The sequence below is a fragment of the Methylobacterium iners genome (genome assembly GCF_022179305.1).
Taxonomy (GTDB): Bacteria; Pseudomonadota; Alphaproteobacteria; order Rhizobiales; family Beijerinckiaceae; genus Methylobacterium; species Methylobacterium iners.
In genome coordinates this window covers 1-18,129 of the sequence record NZ_BPQP01000013.1, presented here as the reverse complement: position 1 = coordinate 18,129, position 18,129 = coordinate 1, and the positions used below count along the sequence as shown (strand labels likewise).

The 18,129-nt window shown below is 69.9% G+C and carries 15 protein-coding genes; 4 read left to right on the top strand and 11 right to left on the bottom strand.

Features of this window, described 5'->3' with window-relative positions; translation table 11 throughout:
• The first annotated feature begins 63 nt into the window (after positions 1 to 63).
• Positions 64 to 2,601: an ABC transporter ATP-binding protein gene (locus tag MFF55_RS04320; protein WP_238242855.1), complete on the top strand. Its 2,538-nt coding sequence runs from the start codon at positions 64 to 66 to the stop codon at positions 2,599 to 2,601.
• A gap of 12 nt (positions 2,602 to 2,613) precedes the next feature.
• On the opposite strand, the gene MFF55_RS04315 is transcribed toward MFF55_RS04320, so the two are convergent.
• Positions 2,614 to 3,786 carry a M20 aminoacylase family protein gene (locus MFF55_RS04315; protein WP_238242854.1) on the bottom strand — a complete coding sequence of 391 codons (1,173 nt, stop codon included), beginning with the start codon at positions 3,784 to 3,786 and terminating at the stop codon, positions 2,614 to 2,616.
• 288 nt (positions 3,787 to 4,074) lie between these two features.
• Here MFF55_RS04315 and MFF55_RS04310 point away from each other — a divergent pair, with 288 nt between their 5' ends.
• A complete protein-coding gene (locus MFF55_RS04310) occupies positions 4,075 to 5,502 on the top strand; it encodes a peptidoglycan L,D-endopeptidase MepK (RefSeq protein WP_373874721.1) in 1,428 nt (475 codons plus the stop codon).
• Between the two features lie 74 nt (positions 5,503 to 5,576).
• On the opposite strand, the gene MFF55_RS04305 is transcribed toward MFF55_RS04310, so the two are convergent.
• The 5 genes from MFF55_RS04305 to MFF55_RS04285 form a co-directional block, all read right to left on the bottom strand.
• Positions 5,577 to 6,302: an NUDIX hydrolase gene (locus tag MFF55_RS04305; protein ID WP_238242852.1), complete on the bottom strand. Its 726-nt coding sequence runs from the start codon at positions 6,300 to 6,302 to the stop codon at positions 5,577 to 5,579.
• Positions 6,295 to 7,191 (bottom strand): PhzF family phenazine biosynthesis protein, encoded by an 897-nt coding sequence (locus tag MFF55_RS04300; RefSeq protein WP_238242851.1) that lies wholly within the window; start codon positions 7,189 to 7,191, stop codon positions 6,295 to 6,297. Before MFF55_RS04300 ends, MFF55_RS04305 begins: the two co-directional genes overlap by 8 nt.
• A gap of 33 nt (positions 7,192 to 7,224) precedes the next feature.
• Complete coding sequence (gene pdxY, locus MFF55_RS04295; RefSeq protein WP_238242850.1) at positions 7,225 to 8,073, bottom strand: pyridoxal kinase PdxY; 849 nt, start codon at positions 8,071 to 8,073, stop codon at positions 7,225 to 7,227.
• An 84-nt stretch (positions 8,074 to 8,157) separates the two neighbouring features.
• Positions 8,158 to 8,865 carry a class I SAM-dependent methyltransferase gene (locus tag MFF55_RS04290; protein WP_238242849.1) on the bottom strand — a complete coding sequence of 236 codons (708 nt, stop codon included), beginning with the start codon at positions 8,863 to 8,865 and terminating at the stop codon, positions 8,158 to 8,160.
• On the bottom strand, positions 8,790 to 9,875 hold the full coding sequence (locus tag MFF55_RS04285) for a glycosyltransferase family 2 protein (protein WP_238242848.1): 1,086 nt from the start codon (positions 9,873 to 9,875) through the stop codon (positions 8,790 to 8,792). The genes MFF55_RS04290 and MFF55_RS04285 overlap by 76 nt, the downstream gene beginning before the upstream one ends.
• A 336-nt stretch (positions 9,876 to 10,211) precedes the next feature.
• Here MFF55_RS04285 and MFF55_RS04280 point away from each other — a divergent pair, with 336 nt between their 5' ends.
• On the top strand, positions 10,212 to 12,410 hold the full coding sequence (locus MFF55_RS04280; RefSeq protein ID WP_238242847.1) for a TonB-dependent siderophore receptor: 2,199 nt from the start codon (positions 10,212 to 10,214) through the stop codon (positions 12,408 to 12,410).
• Between the two features lie 4 nt (positions 12,411 to 12,414).
• Here the strand turns inward: MFF55_RS04280 and panB are convergent, their stop codons facing one another.
• The 5 genes from panB to MFF55_RS04255 form a co-directional block, all read right to left on the bottom strand.
• On the bottom strand, positions 12,415 to 13,239 hold the full coding sequence (panB, locus tag MFF55_RS04275; RefSeq protein ID WP_238242846.1) for a 3-methyl-2-oxobutanoate hydroxymethyltransferase: 825 nt from the start codon (positions 13,237 to 13,239) through the stop codon (positions 12,415 to 12,417).
• Positions 13,240 to 13,513: 274 nt separating this feature from the next.
• Entirely contained in the window at positions 13,514 to 13,897 is a 384-nt protein-coding gene (locus tag MFF55_RS04270) for a thioredoxin family protein (RefSeq protein WP_373874719.1), read from the bottom strand.
• Between the two features lie 33 nt (positions 13,898 to 13,930).
• On the bottom strand, positions 13,931 to 14,518 hold the full coding sequence (locus MFF55_RS04265) for a rhodanese-like domain-containing protein (RefSeq protein WP_238242845.1): 588 nt from the start codon (positions 14,516 to 14,518) through the stop codon (positions 13,931 to 13,933).
• A 6-nt stretch (positions 14,519 to 14,524) separates the two neighbouring features.
• Positions 14,525 to 15,343, bottom strand: coding sequence for a quinoprotein dehydrogenase-associated SoxYZ-like carrier (locus MFF55_RS04260; RefSeq protein ID WP_238242844.1), 819 nt, complete (start codon positions 15,341 to 15,343; stop codon positions 14,525 to 14,527).
• 23 nt (positions 15,344 to 15,366) lie between these two features.
• Positions 15,367 to 16,323: a quinoprotein relay system zinc metallohydrolase 2 gene (locus MFF55_RS04255; RefSeq protein ID WP_238242843.1), complete on the bottom strand. Its 957-nt coding sequence runs from the start codon at positions 16,321 to 16,323 to the stop codon at positions 15,367 to 15,369.
• A gap of 402 nt (positions 16,324 to 16,725) precedes the next feature.
• On the opposite strand from MFF55_RS04255, the gene MFF55_RS04250 reads away from it, so the two are divergent.
• Positions 16,726 to 17,703 carry a CobW family GTP-binding protein gene (locus MFF55_RS04250; RefSeq protein WP_238242842.1) on the top strand — a complete coding sequence of 326 codons (978 nt, stop codon included), beginning with the start codon at positions 16,726 to 16,728 and terminating at the stop codon, positions 17,701 to 17,703.
• Positions 17,704 to 18,129: the final 426 nt, after the last annotated feature.

The window sequence follows — 18,129 nt, the reverse complement described above, 5'->3', positions numbered from 1 at the left end:
CGAGCCCGTCCTCTATTCCGTCCGGTATGACGAGACCGCGGATGGGGACGGGCAGGGGCGTGGATGGAACGTGATCCCGTCGTTTTCGCCTGGCATTCCGCCCGAGGCTATCATCTCGCCGCGATCGGGCTGGCGCTCGGTCTCGGCGGACCGCTCGCCATCCTGGCGCTTCTCTGCCTGCGCGACCTCGTCGGCGTTCTGGTCGGCGGGGGTGCAAAGGGCAGCTTCCTGCCCGTCGCAATTCCCTCGCTCGGGCAGGCCGCACCGCTGGTCCTCGTCGAAGGCTGGACCCTTCCCCAACCGGACCTGATCCTCGCCGCGCTGGTCGGGCTCTGCTTCGCGGCCCTCGGCGCCGCCCTGCTCGGATGGTCGGTCGCGCGGCTCGCCTTCCTGGCTCAGACCCGCACGGTGCGGCGGCTCAACAGCCGCGTCACCGAGGCGATCCTCCGCGCCCCGCCCGGCGCCCGCGACGAGGCCCGCAGCCTGACTCAGGGCATGGGCGCCTTGCTCGCCCGCATGGACATGCTGCTCGGCCTCTGCCTGCTCGCGCCCGCGCTGGCGATCGGGGCCGTGCTGCTGGCGCTGCTCCTCGCCGGACTCGCTGCACCACGCCTCGTGCCCGCCGTCGCGGTCGGTCTCCTGGCGGCAGGCCTTGCCCGGATGCTGATCCTGAAGCGGACCGCCGCCCGGGCCGACCTGCGCCGCAGCGAGAGCGCAGCGGCCGAGCGCACCTTCGCAGACCTGCTCCGGCGCATGCCGGCGGTGCGCGTCCACGGCGCCGCGGACCACGAGCGCCGCCGCCTCGCCGCCAAGGGCATGGCAACGCGGACCGCGCTCGCGGCGTCCGAGTCCGCGCTCGCCTATGCCCGAGCGCCCTCGCTGGCGCTCGGCATCCTGCTTCCCGCGATCGTGCTCGCGGCGGCGCTCTGGCGCGGCGATGCGGGCGGAGCAGCGCCCGTCGCGATCGGTGCCCTCGTCGCGGCCGGCGGTGCCTTCGCGCTGGCGGTGATCGCCGTGGCCGTCACCCTGCGTCTGTGGCTGGTCCGGGAGGGCGTCGCGCCCCTGTTCCGGGACATTGCCCGGACGCTGGAGGCCCTCGAAGCCCGGGCGCTCAGCCGGCACGGGGAAGCGGCCTTCCCGCGAGGCGGGCCGCTCGCCGCCGCCGGCGTCGGCGCCTACGATCCGGCGAGCGGCGAACGCCTCGCCGGCGTCGACCTTGCGGTGACGATGCCCGCGCATGTCGCCATCCTCGGGCAGCGGGGCAGCGGCAGCCGGGTGCTGGCCGCGGTGCTGGCCGGACAGTTGGAACCCACGGCGGGGGCGGTGACCTATGACGGCATCGATCTCCGCGGCCTCGATGCGGCCGAGCGCGCCCGGCGGATCGCCCTGGCCGGCACTGAGGCCGTGCTGATCGAGGGGAGCCTGCGCCAGAACCTTCTCTACGGCGCGGCGCCCGGCGCGACGCCCGACGATGCCGACCTCATCGCGATCCTGAAGGTCACCGGCCTCGACGCCTTCGTCTATGCCCGCGGCCTCGAAGGGGCCATCGATCCGGAGGCCGAGCCCGCCGTGGCCCGGGCGATCGTCGCCGCCCGCCAGGCCGTGCGCGACGCGCTCGCGGCCGACAAGGCCTCGCGCCTGGTCGAGGCCTTCGATCCCGCCCGCTACAATCACCAGGCGACGGTGGGCGAGAACATCCTGTTCGGGGAGCCCGTGGGGCCGGTCTTCGCCGAGGGACGGCTCGCCTCTCATCCCTACCTGCGGGCCGTGCTCGAGGCCGAGGACCTGAGCCGACCCCTCGTCGATATCGGCCTCCAGGTGGCGCGCAGCACGGTCGAGATCTTCGCGGACCTGCCGGACGACCACCCGCTCTTCGACGCCTTCTCGCTGTTTCCGGCCGCGGACCGGGGCTATTTCGAGGACCTGATCGGACGCCAGCCCGAGGCGAAGGGTTGGCGGCGGGGTCCCGCCGGTCAGCGCGATCGCGAGCGGCTGACCGGTCTGGCGCTCCGCTACAGCGAGACCCGGCACCGCTTCGGCCTCGTCGACTCGGCCTTCGAGGAGCGGATCGTCGGCGCCCGTCGATCCTTCGCGGCGCTGATGCCGCCGCATCTGCGCGGGTCGGTCGAGTTCTACGATCCGAACCGGCTCACGGCCGCGGCGAGCCTGGAGGAAAACGTCCTGTTCGGTCGCATCAACGGCGAGGAGGCAGGCGCCGAGACGCGGGTTCGCGCACTGGTCCGCCGCGTCCTCTCCGAGCAGGGTCTGGAGCCAACCGTCTACCGGCTCGGCCTCGCGAGCCGCGTCGAGCCCGGCCTCGGCGGAGGCGGCGCCAGCCTCGGCGAGCACGCGATCGGCGCCCGCGAGCGCGTCGCGATCGACCTCGCCCGCTGCCTCGCCCGCCGGCCGGACATCGTGGTCGTCGCCGTCGCGCTGGAGGACCGCAAGCCCGCCGAGATCCGCGAGCGCCTGCGGGCCCTGCGCGAGGCGCGGGCCGGCAGCGGCCTCATCGTCTGCGTGCCGGACGCGGGATCCTTGGACGACGAGGCGCCTTTCGACGCCGTGCTCAGCGTCGAGCGCAACACGGTCACCGCGGCCTGATCCGCGCTTCGGTCACTCCGGCAGGGGAAGAGCCGTCTCGATGAGTCGGGCCCAGAGCGAGGCGCCGTAGGGCGCAGCTTCGTCGCAAAAATCGTAGTCGGGGTGATGAAGACCCGCCGAGTCGCCGTTGCCGAGGAAGATGTAGGCCCCCGGACGATGGCCCAGCATGTAGGAGAAATCCTCCGCCGCCATCATCGGCGCCACCCCGCGATCGACCGACGCGTCGCCGACGATGCCGGCGGCCACGTCAGCCATGAAGGCCGTCTCGGCCTGATGATTCTCCGTGACCGGGTAGCCGCTGCCGTAGGCGACGGTGGCGGACGCGCCGAAGCCCGCCGCGACGCTGCTCGCGAGGGCGTCGATCCGCTCCTGAATCAGGGCGCGGACCTCCTTCGAGAGCGCGCGCATCGTGCCCCGCATCGTCACGGTCTGCGGGAGCACGTTGAAGGCCTCCCCGGCCTCGAGCGCGCAGACCGAGACCACGGCGCTTTCCAGCGGGTCCACCGAGCGCGCCACGATGGATTGCAGGGCGACCACGACGTGGCTTGCCACGAGCACGCTGTCCACCGCGTGCTGCGGCTGCGCGGCATGGCCGCCCTTGCCCTCGATCGTGATCGTGAAGCGGTCCGTCGAGGCCATGATCGGGCCGGGCCGGATCGCGAAGCGGCCGACGGGCAGCCCCGGAATGTTGTGCATGCCGTAGACCGCCTCGATCCCGAACCGCTCCATCAGCCCATCGCGGACCATCGCCTCGCCGCCGCCGCCGCCTTCCTCGGCGGGTTGGAAGATCATGATCGCGGTACCGTCGAAGCTGCGGGTCTCGGCGAGGTACTTGGCGGCGCCGAGCAGCATCGCGGTGTGCCCGTCGTGCCCGCAGGCATGCATCCGACCGTCCACGGTCGAGCGGTAGGGCAGGGGGCGCCGCTCCCGAATCGGCAGAGCATCCATGTCGGCGCGCAATCCGATCGCGCGGTTCGAGCCGTGCGCCCGACCGCGGATCACGCCGACGACGCCTGTCCGGCCGATTCCCGTGACGACCTCGTCGCAGCCGAAATCCCGCAGCTTGGCGGCGACGAAATCCGCGGTGCGGTGGACCTCGTAGAGCAGCTCGGGATGGGCGTGCAGATCGTGGCGCCAAGCGGCGATGTCATCGCCGAGGGCTGCGATCCGGTCGAGGACGGGCATGGGAACAAGCCTTCGGAATGCGGCCGCCGATAGAGGGTGATCCGGCCCGAGCAAGCAAGGGGCCACGGCCGCGTTCAACGGCCACGCTCGCTCCGGCCAATCCGCCCAGACCTCCGCCGGCGCTCTTGCGCGGCAAGATTTCGCCACGGTTGAGACTTAGCCGTCTGAGAACGGGTGCGCCGGCGAAGGACCCGATAACCGCACGTTTACGGTTTTCGGCAACCTTGCGTTCACCATACCACCGCGCCGAGCGCGGTCTGGCAGAGGGTGGGGACCATCGTGCGAGCGCTGCTGCGAGACGGGCCGGGACCGGCCGAAAACTCCGCCCGCGGCGCGAGTCACCGCTCCCGACTCCTCGCGCTTGCCTCCGGCCTTGCCCTCGCCCTGTTCGCGGGCACCAGCGGGACCCAGGACGCCGTCGCCAACGGCGATACCCGCACGCTCTCGATCATCCACACCCACACCAAGGAGAGCGCCACGATCACGTTCAAGCGTGACGGTCGCTACGACCGCGCGGCCCTGGAGCAGCTCAACTGGCTCCTGCGCGACTGGCGGGCCGACGAGCCGACCAAGATGGATCCGCGCCTGTTCGACACCGTGTGGGAGGCCTACCGCTCGTCGGGCGCCTCGGAGCCGATCCACGTGGTCTCGGCCTACCGCTCGCCCGGCACCAACTCGATGCTGCGCCGCCGCTCGCGCGGGGTCGCCGAGTTCAGCCAGCACATGGCCGGCAAGGCCATGGACTTCTACATTCCCGACGTCTCGGTCGATCAGATCCGCAGCATCGGCATGCGGATGCAGCGCGGCGGCGTCGGCTGGTATCCGCGCTCCGGCTCGCCCTTCGTGCATCTCGACGTCGGCTCGGTGCGGTCCTGGCCGCGCATGACCCACGACCAGCTCGCCCGGCTCTTCCCCGATGGCAAGACCGTGCACCTGCCCTCCGACAACCGGCCGCTGCCGGGCTACGAGCAGGCGCGGGCCGAGATCCTGGCCCGCGGCGGCACCGTCACCGGCCAGACCCAGTACGCGGGGGGCGACGAAGAGGACGGCCCGAGCATCAGGGGCTTCTTCGCCGGATTGTTCGGCGGCGGTTCGAACGAGGCCCCGGCGCCCGCGCCGGCGAAGGCGCGGTCCAAGCCGGCGGTGGTCGTCGCCAGCGCGGATCCGGAGGACGCCACGGGCGCCCGCGCGGCCCTGGCCTACGCCGCTCCCTCGACCGGCGATCCGCGCCGTGACGGGCGCGATGCTCAGAGCCTGCTGACCGCCACGCCGGCCGCGGCGCCGAGCCTGCCGGCCGAGACCGCGGAGATGCCGCTGCCGCCCCGCCGTCCGGCTGAGTTCGCCGCCGTGGTCGCCGCCCTCAACATGCCGCTGCCGCCGCCCCGTCCGGCCGTCCAGGTCGCGAGCCTCGGCGGCTCCGGAATGGCGAACGTCGCCTCCAACCCCATGCCGGCCGCCCGGCTCGCGCCGGCCGAGTCCGATCCAAGGGCGCAGCTTCGGGCGCTGTTCGTCTCGGCAACGGTGCAATCAGGCTCATCGACCGCCTCCGCGCCGGTCCGCATCTCCCGTGCCAAGAGCGAGGAGGCGCCGGCGGGCCTTGTAGCAGAGCCGGTCGCACGCGTCGCGAGCCGGTTCTCGGCTCGCAGCCCGGGCGACGACCTCGCCACCTCGCATTTCACCGGCTCCGCGACCCGACCCGTGCCCGGCCGGTTTTGATCCGGTCCACGCATCCAATATGGTGGCTTACTTCGGGGCGCCGCAGGCGAGCTCGGGAAAAGAAGCAAACCTCATCAATCTACTGCGTCTGCTGCGTGGGCGAGCCGGAAATAGGCTTCGATGAAGCCCGGCATCCGCTCGCTCCCTAAATCCTCGGCCCCCCGCGCGATCACGAAACTGTCGAGCTCCGGCGAGGCTTCCGTCCGGCGGTAAGCTTCCATCCGCGTGGCCAGGCTGGCTGCGTCCTCGGGGAAGCGCACCGGGCGCAGGAAGGCGAGCTGACCGCCGCCCTCCAGGAGGAGCCACGCCTCGGGCGCCTCAGCGGGGAGCTCGACCCCCGTCTCCTCGCGGAACTCCCGCGCCGCGCTGCCGGCGAGGTCGACCTCGGCCTCACCGCGGATATCCGAGGGATCAGGCGTGCCGCAGGGAAAGTAGACTTGGCCGGCATTGGCGGTGTGGATGCCCATCCGGCCCAGGATCGCCGCTCCGTCGGCACCACAGGGCACGATCGCGGCGAAGGCGTTGGCCACGGAGCGGTCCGGGAACCCGGCGTCGCGATGGGCGAGAAAGCGGGCGAAGCCCGTCTCGAAGAAGGCGACTTCGCAGATCCCTTCCGCGATCCGCCAGGCGCTCGCGAGCAGCACACGCCCGTCGAACAGGCTCGGCCGGGCGGCGCGGCGCCGCTCCCAGTTGTCGGCGATGGCGTCGGCATTGTCGGCTGCCCAGGCCCAATCGTGGGGAACGAGGCTGGCCCGCAGCCCTCTCAGCCGCTCGAGGCGAAACCCCGCCGCCTCAGACAAGCAGCGTGCCCCGGCTCACCACCATGGCGCTGCCGCCGATCTCGACGGATTGCAGGGCGCCCGACGCAATGGTGAGCTGTAGCGCGATCTCGCTGGGGCGGCCCATGGCGACGCCCTGGCGGATCGCCACGTCGTGCGTACCGTCGCCGAGGGGCGCGAACTGCATCATGACACCCGCGAAGGCCGCTGCGGCCGAGCCGGTGGCCGGGTCCTCGACGATGCCGAGATGGGGCGCGAACATCCGGGTCTGGTAGCGGTGGCCGAGCCCCTCCGGATCGGCCGCGTAGAGGTAGAGGGCGGATTCATCGCCGAGCGCCGCGAAGCCGGCGCTGTCGGGCCGTGCCGCGTCGAGCGCCCCTCGCGAGGCGATGGGCACGAAGGTGAAGGCCGGGCCGGCGGCGTGGCGGCTTGGCTCATGGCCCGAGAAGCCGATCTCGCCGGGCTCCAGCCCGAGCGCGGCAGCCAGCGCATCGGGCTCCGGCCCCTCGCCGCCATATTCCGGGAGGATTGGGGCCTTGAACCGGGCCCGCCCGCGACCCTCGCCCGTCTCGACCGCGCAGGGCACGGTTCCGGCGAGCTCCTCGAGGCCGAAGACCACGGCGTCGGCGGGACCGGACACCCGATCCTCCAAGGCCAGCAGCACCGCCGTGCCCACCGTCGGATGGCCCGCGAAGGGAAGCTCGCGGTTGGGGGTGAAGATGCGCAGGGCCGCGCGATGGCGGGGATCGCGGGGCGGCAGCACGAACACCGTCTCCGAGAGGTTGAACTCCCGGGCAATGGCCTGCATCGCTCCGTCGTCGAGACCCTCCGCGTCGAGCACGACCGCCAGCGGATTGCCGGCGAGCGGCGTGTCGGTGAAGACGTCCAGGGTGGCGAAGCGGCGGGCCATGATGCGATCCGGGCTGCGGGGCGACATCGGACCTTAGACCGGAAGGACCGGAAAGGTCTCGCTCGGGCTCACGAACTCGTCCTGCGCGGCGACCGTCAGGATCTCACGCGAGCCCGCCTCCGCCGTTCGGCGCAGGAGGCCGTAGACCGAGGCCCCCGCCATGCCGAGCGCGAGCGCGGCCGAGCCCGTGCGGGCGTAGTGGACGAGGAAGAGGGCCGCGATGGCATCGCCCGCGCCATTGACGCCGAGGTCGAGCCTGGGCGTGCGCAGCAGCCAGAAGCCGCCGCCCTCGGCGGCCAGGAGGTCGATCGAACCCGTCGGCGTCGCGTCAGTGATGAGCGAAGTGACAAGGACGACGCGCGGCCCCAGCGCCTGCAAGGCGGCGACCGCACGCTTGGCCTCCTCCAGCGTGCCGCTCGGCAGGCCGGAGATGTGGTTCAACTCGAACTGGTTCGGCGTCACGATGTCGGCCGCGGGTACCGCCTGCTCGCGGAAGAACTCCGGAATGCCGGGGCGCACGTAGATGCCGCGATCGGTGTCGCCCATGACGGGATCGCAGCAATAGAGCGCGGCGGGGTTGGCCGAGCGCACCTGGGCGACGGCGCGCAGGATGGCGGTGCCGATATCGGCCGAGCCCATGTAGCCGGAGAGCACGCCGTTGCAGGTGCCGAGAACGCCGCGCTCCGCGATACCCGCCACGAGTTCCTCGATCGCCGGTCCGTCGAAGACCCGCCCGCGCCAGGCGCCGTAGCCCGTGTGGTTGGAGAACTGAACCGTGTGCACGGCCCAGACCTCCACCCCGAGGCGCTGCATTGGGAAGACCGCGGAGGCATTGCCGACATGGCCGTAGGCCACGTGCGATTGGATGGAGAGGATGTTCATCCGTCCGGCCTCCCGTGGCGCCGCGTAGAGCCGCCTCTTAGGCCAGCTTGCCTGCCGTCGTCGATCCAGGAGGTCGGGCGCTGCTCAGTCCGGCCGGCGTGCGATCGCGAAGACGGATAGGCCGAAGGGCAGGGGGATTCGTCCGACGAAGTGGCGCTCGCTCGCAAAAATTCGGAGCAGGGCGCCGTTGAGCGGTGCCGGCGGCATCTCGTCGTCGCCCGAGCGATCACCGGTCAGGGCCTTCCAGGCCCGCGAAGCCACCGCCAGCGGAAACAGGAGGCCGTTGAAATAGCCGACCCGCTCGACCTTAAGACCCGCGGCCATCACGACCGCTTCGAGGCTGGCGCGGGTGTAGCGCCGCTTGTGATGATGGACCTCGTCGTGGGCCGACCACAGCCAGGGCATCGCCGGCACCGTGATCAGCAGGCGTCCGCTCGCACTCAGCTTGGCGCCGAGCGCCTGGAGCGAGGCGCGGTCCTCCTCGACATGCTCGAGAACGTCGAGGAGCGCCACGACATCGTAAGCTCCGTCGGAAACAGGAAGGTCGTCGGGCAGCGCACCGGCTCGGACGGCGAGGCCGGAGCGGGCTCGTGCCGTCGCACGCGCGGTCGCGTCCTGCTCGATCGCATCGACACGCCCGAAACCGGCCAGGAGGTCGAGATTGCCGCCGCTGCCGCAGCCGACCTCGAGGATCCGCGATCCCGGACGCGGCGCGATCAGGCGGCCGACGAGTGCCGCGACGACGGCGCGGCGGCCCGAGAACCACCAATGCTCGGCCTCGTTGGAGGCCATGCGTGCGAAGACCGCCTGTTCCATGGATCGCCTTGCTCCGTGTCCGGTTCCGGCGCTCCCGTAACCCGATCGATGACGTAGAGAGGCCGCCCCCGCACCTCGGCGGCGATCCGGCCCACATACTCGCCCATGATCCCGAGCGAGAGCAGGTTGAGCCCACCGAGGAAGAGGATCGTCGCCATGAGCGAGGGATAGCCGGGTGTCGGGTTGCCCGAGACCAGGGTCACGGCGACGAGCGCCAGTCCGAACAGGAAGGCGAGGCTCGCGACCGTGAAGCCGATATAGGTCCAGACCCGCAGGGGCGCCGTGGTCGATCCGGTAAGCCCGTCGAGCGCCAGATTCCACAAGCGCCAGTAGCGCCACTTGCTGGTGCCGGCCGCGCGGGGCTGTCGCACGAAGCGGACCTCGTCCTGCGCAAAGCCCAGCCAGGGGAACAGCCCCTTCGTGAAGCGCGAGCGCTCGGGCAGCTGATTCAGGATGTCGACGACCTTGCGGTCGAGAAGCCGGAAGTCGCCGATCTCGGCCGAGATCCGCCGGTCCGCCATCAGGTTGTAGATGCCGTAGAAGGAGCGCGCGGTCAGCTTCTTCACGAAGCTGTCCGAGGTCCGGTCGCAGCGCACGCCGTTGACGATGACGGCGCCGGCGAACCACTTCGCGACCATTTCCGGAATGACTTCCGGCGGGTCCTGGAGGTCGATGTCGATCGGAATGACGGCCCGGCCGGCAGCGTGACGCAGGCCCGCGGCGAGGGCTGCTTCCTTGCCGAAGTTTCGCGAAAGACCCACGATCTCAATCTGCGGCACGCGCTCCCGGGCGGCGAGCAGAACCGCCGGCGTCGCATCGCTGCTGCCATCATCGACAAAGAGGATCTCGAACCCGGCGCCCGGGCCGACCTGACGGCAGGCTTGATCCAGCGCGGGCAGCGCGCGCGCCAGGAAGGGCTCGATGGAGACGGCCTCGTTATAGACCGGCACGACGAGCGAGAGGAGGACGCGCTTGTCTACGGTCATCGGCGGGTCGAGAGCCTGCAATTCGCTGGCCCACCATTCGCCGTGAAGGCTTAACGCCAGCTTACGCCAGGCACGCGGCCCCGGAGAAGAGGCATCGAGAACGAAGCCCACGGGTCGAGCAGCCAACCGGAGTCAAGGTCTCCAATTTGTTCCATTCGCGCAACACTAGCCGCTCGTCCGCAGCGCCGACGCTTGCTACGCAAACCGTCAAGGGTTAGCAAGCCGACAGAAAACGCTATGAAACTCAATAGTTTAGCATAATTCCAAAGAACGCCGCTTCTCGAACTCGCCTCTCGGGCGAGGCTGTTCGCCTGCGCGGTTTGTAGGAGCTCCACCATGCCCGTCCCCGTCCTTGCCAAGTCGCTCCTTGGCGCTTCGCTCGTCAGCGTCACGCTCGTCGGCCTCGCGCCGGAGGTCCGCGCGCAGGAAGCTGCGCGGCGGTCGCGCGCCGTCGACAGCGTCACCCTCGACACCCTGAGCGTGGAGGGTGTCGGTGGTCAGCCTCGAGCCGAGACCGCGCGGGGCCCTGTCGCGGGATACGTCGCCAGCCGAAGTGCGACCGCCACCAAGACGGACACGCCGCTGATCCGCACGCCGCAATCGATCAGCGTCGTCGGTGCGACGCAGATCGAGGCGCAGCGCTCGCAGACCGTGTCCGAGGCCGTGCGCTACACGCCCGGCATCTACGCCAACCAGTTCGGGCCCGACACCCGCCTCGACTGGTTCCTGATCCGGGGCTTCTCGGCGACCGAGGCTGGGCTGTTCCGCGACGGGCTGCAGCTCTTCCAGACCTCCTTCGCGAATTTCCGGATCGACCCGTTCGGCGCCGAGCGCATCGAGGTGCTGCGCGGGCCGGCCGCGACCCTGTTCGGCGGCAGCCCCGTGGGCGGCCTCGTCAACATCGTCTCCAAGCGGCCGACCGACGTTCCGCTCCGCTTCGTCGAGGTCGGCGGCGGCTCCTTCAATCAGGTCTTCACCGGCTTCGACGTCGGCGGTCCGGTCGACCCGTCCGGACAATGGCTTTACCGGCTGACCGGCCGCGTCCAGAACGGGGATGCCCAGGTGCGCTTCGCGCCGGAGGATCGCTACTACATCGCGCCCGCCTTCACCTACCGGCCGGACGGCGCCACCACCTTCACGGTGCTGACGAGCTTCCAGCGCGACGATACCGGCGGTGCCGGCCAGTTCCTGCCCTATTCCGGTACCGCGCGTCCCAACATCGCGGGCCTGCGCATCGACCGGCGGCTCAATGCCAGCGACCCGCTGGTCGACCGCTACGCCCGCAACCAGGCCAATCTCGGCTACGAGTTCGAGCATCAGCTCGACGACGTCTGGACCCTGCGCCAGAACTTCCGCTTCTCCTTCACGGAGGTGACCGACCGCCGCTACGTCGCCAACGGCTATGCCGACGCGGCCCAGACGCAGCTCGCCCGCTACGGCTTCCTCACGACGCCGCGCGCGGGCCTGTTCACCGTCGACAACCAGGCGCAGGCGCGGTTCAGCGACGGCCTGTTCGGCCACACCCTGCTGATGGGCGTCGACTACAAGCGCTACAGCCTCACGGACACGCAATCGGCGACGCCGTTCCCGACGAACTTCCCCGTGCCGCCGCTCAGCATCCTGTCCCCACGCTACGGGCAGCCGAGCGCGACACCGACGCCCTATCGCGTGGTCAACCAGCAGCTCCAGCAAATCGGCCTCTACGTCCAGGACCAGGTCGCGCTGACCGACCGCCTCACCTTCCTCGTCGGCGGGCGCCAGGACTTCGTCACCAACGACGTGCAGGACAAGCTCACCGGCACGAACACGGTCTCCAGCCCGAGCGCCTTCACCGGCCGGCTCGGCCTGATCTACAACTTCGACAGTGGCTTCGCGCCCTACGTCACCTACGGGAGCTCGTTCAACCCGACGCCGGGCGTCGACGGGAACAACCGGGCATTCAAGCCGGACGAGGGCGAGCAGGTCGAGGTCGGTGCCAAGTTCCAGCCCGCGGGCTGGAACACCCTCTTCACCGTGGCGGCCTTCGACCTCGTGCGCTCGAACGTGTTGACCCCGGACCCGAATTTCGTCTTCAACAATCTGCAGATCGGCAAGGTGCGCTCGCGCGGCTTCGAGGCCTCGGCGACCACGAGCCTTGCCGAGGGCCTCGACCTCATCGCCTCGTATACGATCTACGGCCTGCGCACGATCAAGGGGACGAGCCTCGACCTCGGCAAGATTCCGGTCGGCATCCCGGAGACCTTCGCCTCGCTCTGGATGGACTACACGATCCCCGTCGGCGACTGGAAAGGCTTCGGTTTCGGCGGCGGCGTGAACTACGTCGGGCGCTCCTACGCCGACGTCGCCAATACCCTGGTCGTGCCCGAATACGTCACCTTCGACGCGGCGGTGCACTACCAGTGGGAGGGATGGCGGGCGGCCGTGAACATCCAGAACGTGGGCGACCGCCGCTTCGTCTCGTCCTGCTCGTCGGCCACGGCCTGCTTCTACGGCACGCAGCGCAAGATCGTGGCGAGCATCGGCTACCGGTGGTGAGGCATCACAGCGGCCGGTAGGTGTGCTCCTCGGCCGGGAAGCGGCCGCTGCGGACGTCGTCCACGTAGTCCTGCACGGCGGCCTCGATATGAGCGCGCAGGCTGCCGAAGCGCTTGACGAATTTCGGGGCCCGGTCGCTCAGGCCCAGCATGTCCTCGAGGACGAGGATCTGACCGTCGCAATGGGCGGAGGCGCCGATGCCGATGGTCGGCGTGGTGATGGCGGCGTTCGTCGCGATGGCGCGCGCCACCGGCTCGACGATGCCCTCCATCACGATGGCGAAGGCGCCCGCGTCGTTGATGGCGCGGGCATCCTCCATCAGCCGGCGCTCGCTCTCGCCGCTGCGGCCCTGCACCTTGAACCCGCCCATGGTGTTCACGGATTGGGGGGTGAGGCCGATATGGCCCATCACCGGCACGCCGCGCTCGGTGAGGAAGGCCACGGTCTCGGCGAAGCGCGCGCCGCCCTCCATCTTGATGGCGCCGGCGCCGGTCTCCTTGAGGACCCGGGCGGCGTTGAGGAAGGCCTGCTCGCGGCTCGCCTCGTAGGAGCCGAAGGGCATGTCGACGACGATGAGCGCCCGCTGGGTCCCGCGCATCACCGCCTGCGCCTGGACGATCATCATCTCCAGCGTCACCGGCAAGGTCGATTCCATGCCGTGCATCACCATGCCGAGAGAATCCCCGACGAGGATGAAGTCGCAATGGGGATCGAGGATGCCCGCCGTGTGCGCGTGGTAGGCCGTCAGCGCGATGATCTTGCGGCCTTCGGCCTTGCGCTTGGCGAGATCGAGCGCCACGAAGCGGCGCGATTGGACAACTTGGGACATCGCTCTCCACCCGAGGGGTGCGTCAGGTCCCGCCAGGGCCTTCCAGGCTCAAGCGCGGTACCGCGACCCTGGGTGCTTATACAGCGTTTGCCGGAGGGAATCCCGTCTCGCGTGCAGGGCTGCGGGGAACGGCCGGAGGGGCCTGCATGCGGTAAGCGCGATGGCGTCGGGCTTCCGCTGCCCTTGTCGGGCGTTTCCTCCCTAGAACTCGGGCCGCCTCCGGCCGCCTTTTTTCTGCCACAACTCGACCGGTGTCAATGGTCACGCTTGCCCGCTAGATCGCCTTCTCGACGAGGGCCTCGATCCATTCGGCTTGCGTCTCGCCCACGGAACGGCCGGCCTCGGTGCGGCCTTTGAAGACGACGAGCGTGCTCTGCATCCGGGCGTCGAACCGGCGCAACAGGGCCTTCTGGCTGTCGAAATCGATCTCGAAGACCTGCAGGTCCTTGAAGCGCGGCTCGGCCTTGAGCCTCGCGATGATGGGTCCCTGCGTCTTGCAGATGGGGCACCAGGGTGCGGTGACCTCGACGAGGATCGGTTTGCCCGCGGCCTGGGCCGCCTCGAAGGCCGCCTCGTCGAACGGGGCCGCCGCGGCGCGGCCCGGCAGGGCGGCCGCGAGCACGGCCGTCATTTGGAGGAAGCTGCGGCGCGTTGGCATGGTGCGGGGTATCCGATCGCTCTCGCGGCAGGTTCAGCGCTGCGCCTCGGCCCGCGTTCGCGCGGCCCAGGCGGCATCCTGCCGGATCACCGTGGTGTCGTGCCGCTCCTGCCAGCCCTCGATCCCCTGCGGAAACCAGTGCACGCGGGTGTAGCCCTTCAGGACCAGGCGCTTGGCCGCGTTCCAGCTTCCCCAGCATTCGGGGTGGCAGAAGGTGACGATGGCGCGGCTCCGGTCACCCTCGGTCAGCGCCTCGACGCGCTGGTGGAACAGGGCCTCGAAGGCGGGGTCGATGGGGGCTGCCCCCGCGTTCGGCAGCCAGACGCTGCCGGGGATGGAGCGGTGGGCGGGAAGCCAGGGCCTGTCCGCGGGAAAGCCCGCCGGCTTCATGTCCTCGAGCGAGACGTCGATGAGCACCGGTGTCTCGGCCGCGAGAAGCCGGTCGAGGGCCTCGCCGTCGAGCACGGTCGCGCCCTGCAGGGTCGCGGGCGTGTAGCCGCGCTGGGGGCCGGTCCAGATCCCGTCCGGCTCCGGCACATTGACGGGGGAATCGGCGGGACTGGCCGCCGCGAGGAACAGGGCGGCGGCGATGACGGCGAAGGTTCTCCCGTTCCCGCGCATGGAGGCTCAGTTGCTCGGCGACGGCGCGTCGAAGCTCTGCTCCCAGCGGCCGTTCTGGTTGTCGGAGGCCACGACCCGGATCGGCCCCTTGCCCTCTGGCAGGAAAGCGAAGTTGATCACCGGATTGGAGGAGATCGAGATGTCGCCCGTCAGCGTGAGGACGTTCTTCGCGCCGTAGGAGACCTCGACCCTCTGGATGTAGCGGGCCGGCGTGTATTCGCGGGTGAGCTGGTTCATCTGCATGCCGCTGAAGTTCGGATGCCGGATCATCAGCGTCGCCTCCATCGGCTTGCCGCCCTGCGGCTCGCCGGCGAATTTCAGGCGCATATCGCCCATGCCCTTCATCGCCTCCTCGTCGCTCATGCCCATGGGGGCCGAGCAGCCGCCCGAGGCCTTCACGAACTTCGTCGTCTCGAACAGCTTGCCGTCCTTCGTCTCCGCGACGGCGTGGACGTTCGTGTAGTTGTTCACCCGCACGCGCAGCTTGAGCTCGCCCGGATCGGCGGCCGGGCCGAAGGTGACCTGGGCGGCGTAGGGCGACGGGTTGTCGTCGATGATGAGGTGGACGGCCGCGATCCTGTCCTTCTCCGGCATCGTCAGGGTGATCGGGACGAGGGCCGCGTCCATGGCGCGGACCGGCGCATCGACCTTGATCAGGGCGTCGGTCGTCTCGACCTTGCGGTCGCCGAAGATCGAGGTCTGGATCTCCCGCCAGCGCGCGGCGCGCTCCTCGTCGGTGTCCGAGGCGCCTGCGGCATGGGCCGCGCCCGCCGAGATCGCTCCCGCCGAGAGGGAGAGCGCGAGGGCGAGGGCGAAGGGCTTCATGGCGTTTCTCCCGGCGTGGCCGTTCATTCCCACTCGAGCTCCTTGTAGGCCTGAGTGACGTTCCGGCCATTGTATAGGTCAAATAACGACCAGTTACCACGTTCATCCCCGGCCACCGTCGACACGGCCTTATCGATCGGCAGGTCGGCGGCGATCGCTTTGCGGGTTTCGTCGCGCAGACGTGAAAGGTAACGCCCAAGATCCGCGAGGCCCGCGGCAAGCTCGACGCTCGTCGGGCCGTGGCCGGGAACGGCGCGGCTCGCGCCCATGCCCTTGAGACGCTCGATCTCCTTGAGCCAGCCGATCAGGCTGCCGTCGAGGGAGGGCACGCGGCCGACGAAGAGGAGGTCGGCCGGGAAGAGGAGGCCGCTGCCCGTGTCGAGCATCGAGAGGTCGCAATTCGTGTGGGCGACGCCATGCGCGGTGAAGCGCAATTTGCGGCCACCGAGATCGATCTCGGCCTCGTCCCGCACCTCCAGCGTCGGATAGACGACCGTGCCGGTCCTCTCCTCGCCGAGGATCTCGACGAGGCGGGTCCTGTAGAACGCGCCCCGCGCATCGAGGGCGCCGCGCAGATCCCTGTGCCCGACGAAGACCGGCCTGTCCTCCGCGAAGGCGGCGGCACCAAAGCAATGGTCCGGATGGACATGGCTGAGCACGACGTAGCGGATCGGCTTGTCCGTGCGCTTCCGAATCTCCGCCCGCAGCCAGCGGCCGTCCGCGAGGCTGCCGCCGGATTCCGTGACGAGGACGCCCTCCGTGCCGACGATGAAGCCGATATTGGCGATGGCGTCGTTGTTCTCCGCCGTCGCCTCCGCGTCGGGTCCGCGCCGGACGAAGACGCCGGGGCCGACCTCGTCCATCGCGAAGGCCTCGGCGCTGCGGCTCAAGCTCGGCAGGCAGCACAAGCAGAGGCCCCCGAACAGAGCCGCGCGCCGGCTCGGCCGCCAACCCCCTCCACCGACGGCAGCGGCCGGCATGCGCGATCCTCCCGAATTTTATTACATCTAGAGAGAGGTCGCAGTGTCCGGGCGTCAAGGGCGCCGCGTCGCAGATCCGAGTTCAGGACGAAGGCTTGTAGAGTTGGCTCATCGATCATCGCCCCAGACGCGTCATCCCGGGGCTGCGCAGCAGAACCCGGGATCCATAACCGCGACCTGTGCGAACTGAGGCGCCGAAGGCGGCTCTGGATTCCGGGTTCGCCTTTCGGCGCCCCGGAATGACTGTGTTGGTGTCATCCGTGTCGACTGATCACGATTGGCCGACCGATCCGTCCGATCGCGCGCTCGGCTCAACGTCATGCACGCCGCGCGGACGCCTTTCCACGTCAGGATCGTGACACGATATGAGGTCGCAACACGCACGAACCGCAAAGAGTCCCGATGTCCGACAGCGCCGCGCTTCAAAAAATCCCCGTCACCCTGCTCACCGGTTATCTCGGGGCCGGCAAGACCACGCTCCTGAACCGCATCCTCACCGAGAACCACGGCAAGCGCTACGCCGTGATCGTCAACGAGTTCGGGGAGATCGGCATCGACAACGACCTCGTGGTGGGCGCCGACGAGGAAGTGTTCGAGATGAACAACGGCTGCGTCTGCTGCACCGTCCGCGGCGACCTCATCCGGATCATGGACGGGTTGATGAAGCGCAAGGGCAAGTTCGACGCGATCATCGTCGAGACGACGGGCCTCGCCGACCCGGCCCCCGTTGCCCAGACCTTCTTCGTCGACCAGGATGTCGGGGACGCCGCCCGCCTCGACGCCATCGTCACCGTGGCCGACGCCAAGTGGCTCTCCGACCGCCTCGGCGACGCGCCGGAGGCGAAGAACCAGATCGCCTTCGCCGACGTCATCCTCCTCAACAAGGCAGACCTCGTCCGAGGCGAGGACCTCGACCGCGTCGAAGCGCAGATCCGCGCGATCAATCCCTATGCCAAGGTTCATCGCACCGAGCGCTGCGCCGTGCCGCTGGACGCGGTGCTCGACCGCAACGCCTTCGATCTCGGCCGCATCCTCGACGTCGAGCCCGACTTCCTGGAGGAAGGGCACCATCACCATCACGACGGCGACATCCAGTCGATCGCCGCCCGGATCGACGGACCCGTGGACCCGGAGAAATTTCTGCCCTGGATCTCGAACCTGACCCAGGTTCAGGGGCCGGACATCCTGCGCTGCAAGGGCATCGTCGCCTTCCCCAACGAGCCGCGCCGCTTCGTCTTCCAAGGAGTGCACATGATCCTCGACGGCGACCTTCAGGCGGAGTGGAAGGCCGACGAGCCGCGGGTGTCGCGGGTGGTGTTCATCGGGCGCAAGCTCGATGCGGAGGCGATCCGTAGCGAATTTCTCGGCTGCGCGGCCTGAGGGGTCGAGCGCGACCCCGGTGGATGGCAGGCGTGCCTGACTGACCCCGCGCGCTGCGAGCGCCGGAGGCATGGCTGGCGAGGGGTGACGCGGGACGCCGCGGAACCACCTGAGTTGTCAGTACATGCCGGTCCCCCGGCGTCCCGCAGCACGGGTGTCGGCCCGCACTGCTCACGCGTCGCGGTGTGTCGGCGGCCCTCGCCCTGCGCCAGCGCTGAACCCCGGTTCTCTTGCATCCCGGGCCGCTGCAAGGCTCTCTCGCGTGCCGCCTCGTTGTGGGCGGTCACCGCAGGCTGTCGCCCGCACGCCAGGGTGAAAGCGGCGGCGGGGCATGTCCTCCCCGCTCGTGCTGCGCCCTCCCTCCCGCTGCCCGGTAGTTGAGGGTGTCTGTCCGGTGACCGACCGGGTGGGCTTGGGGCGGGAGGG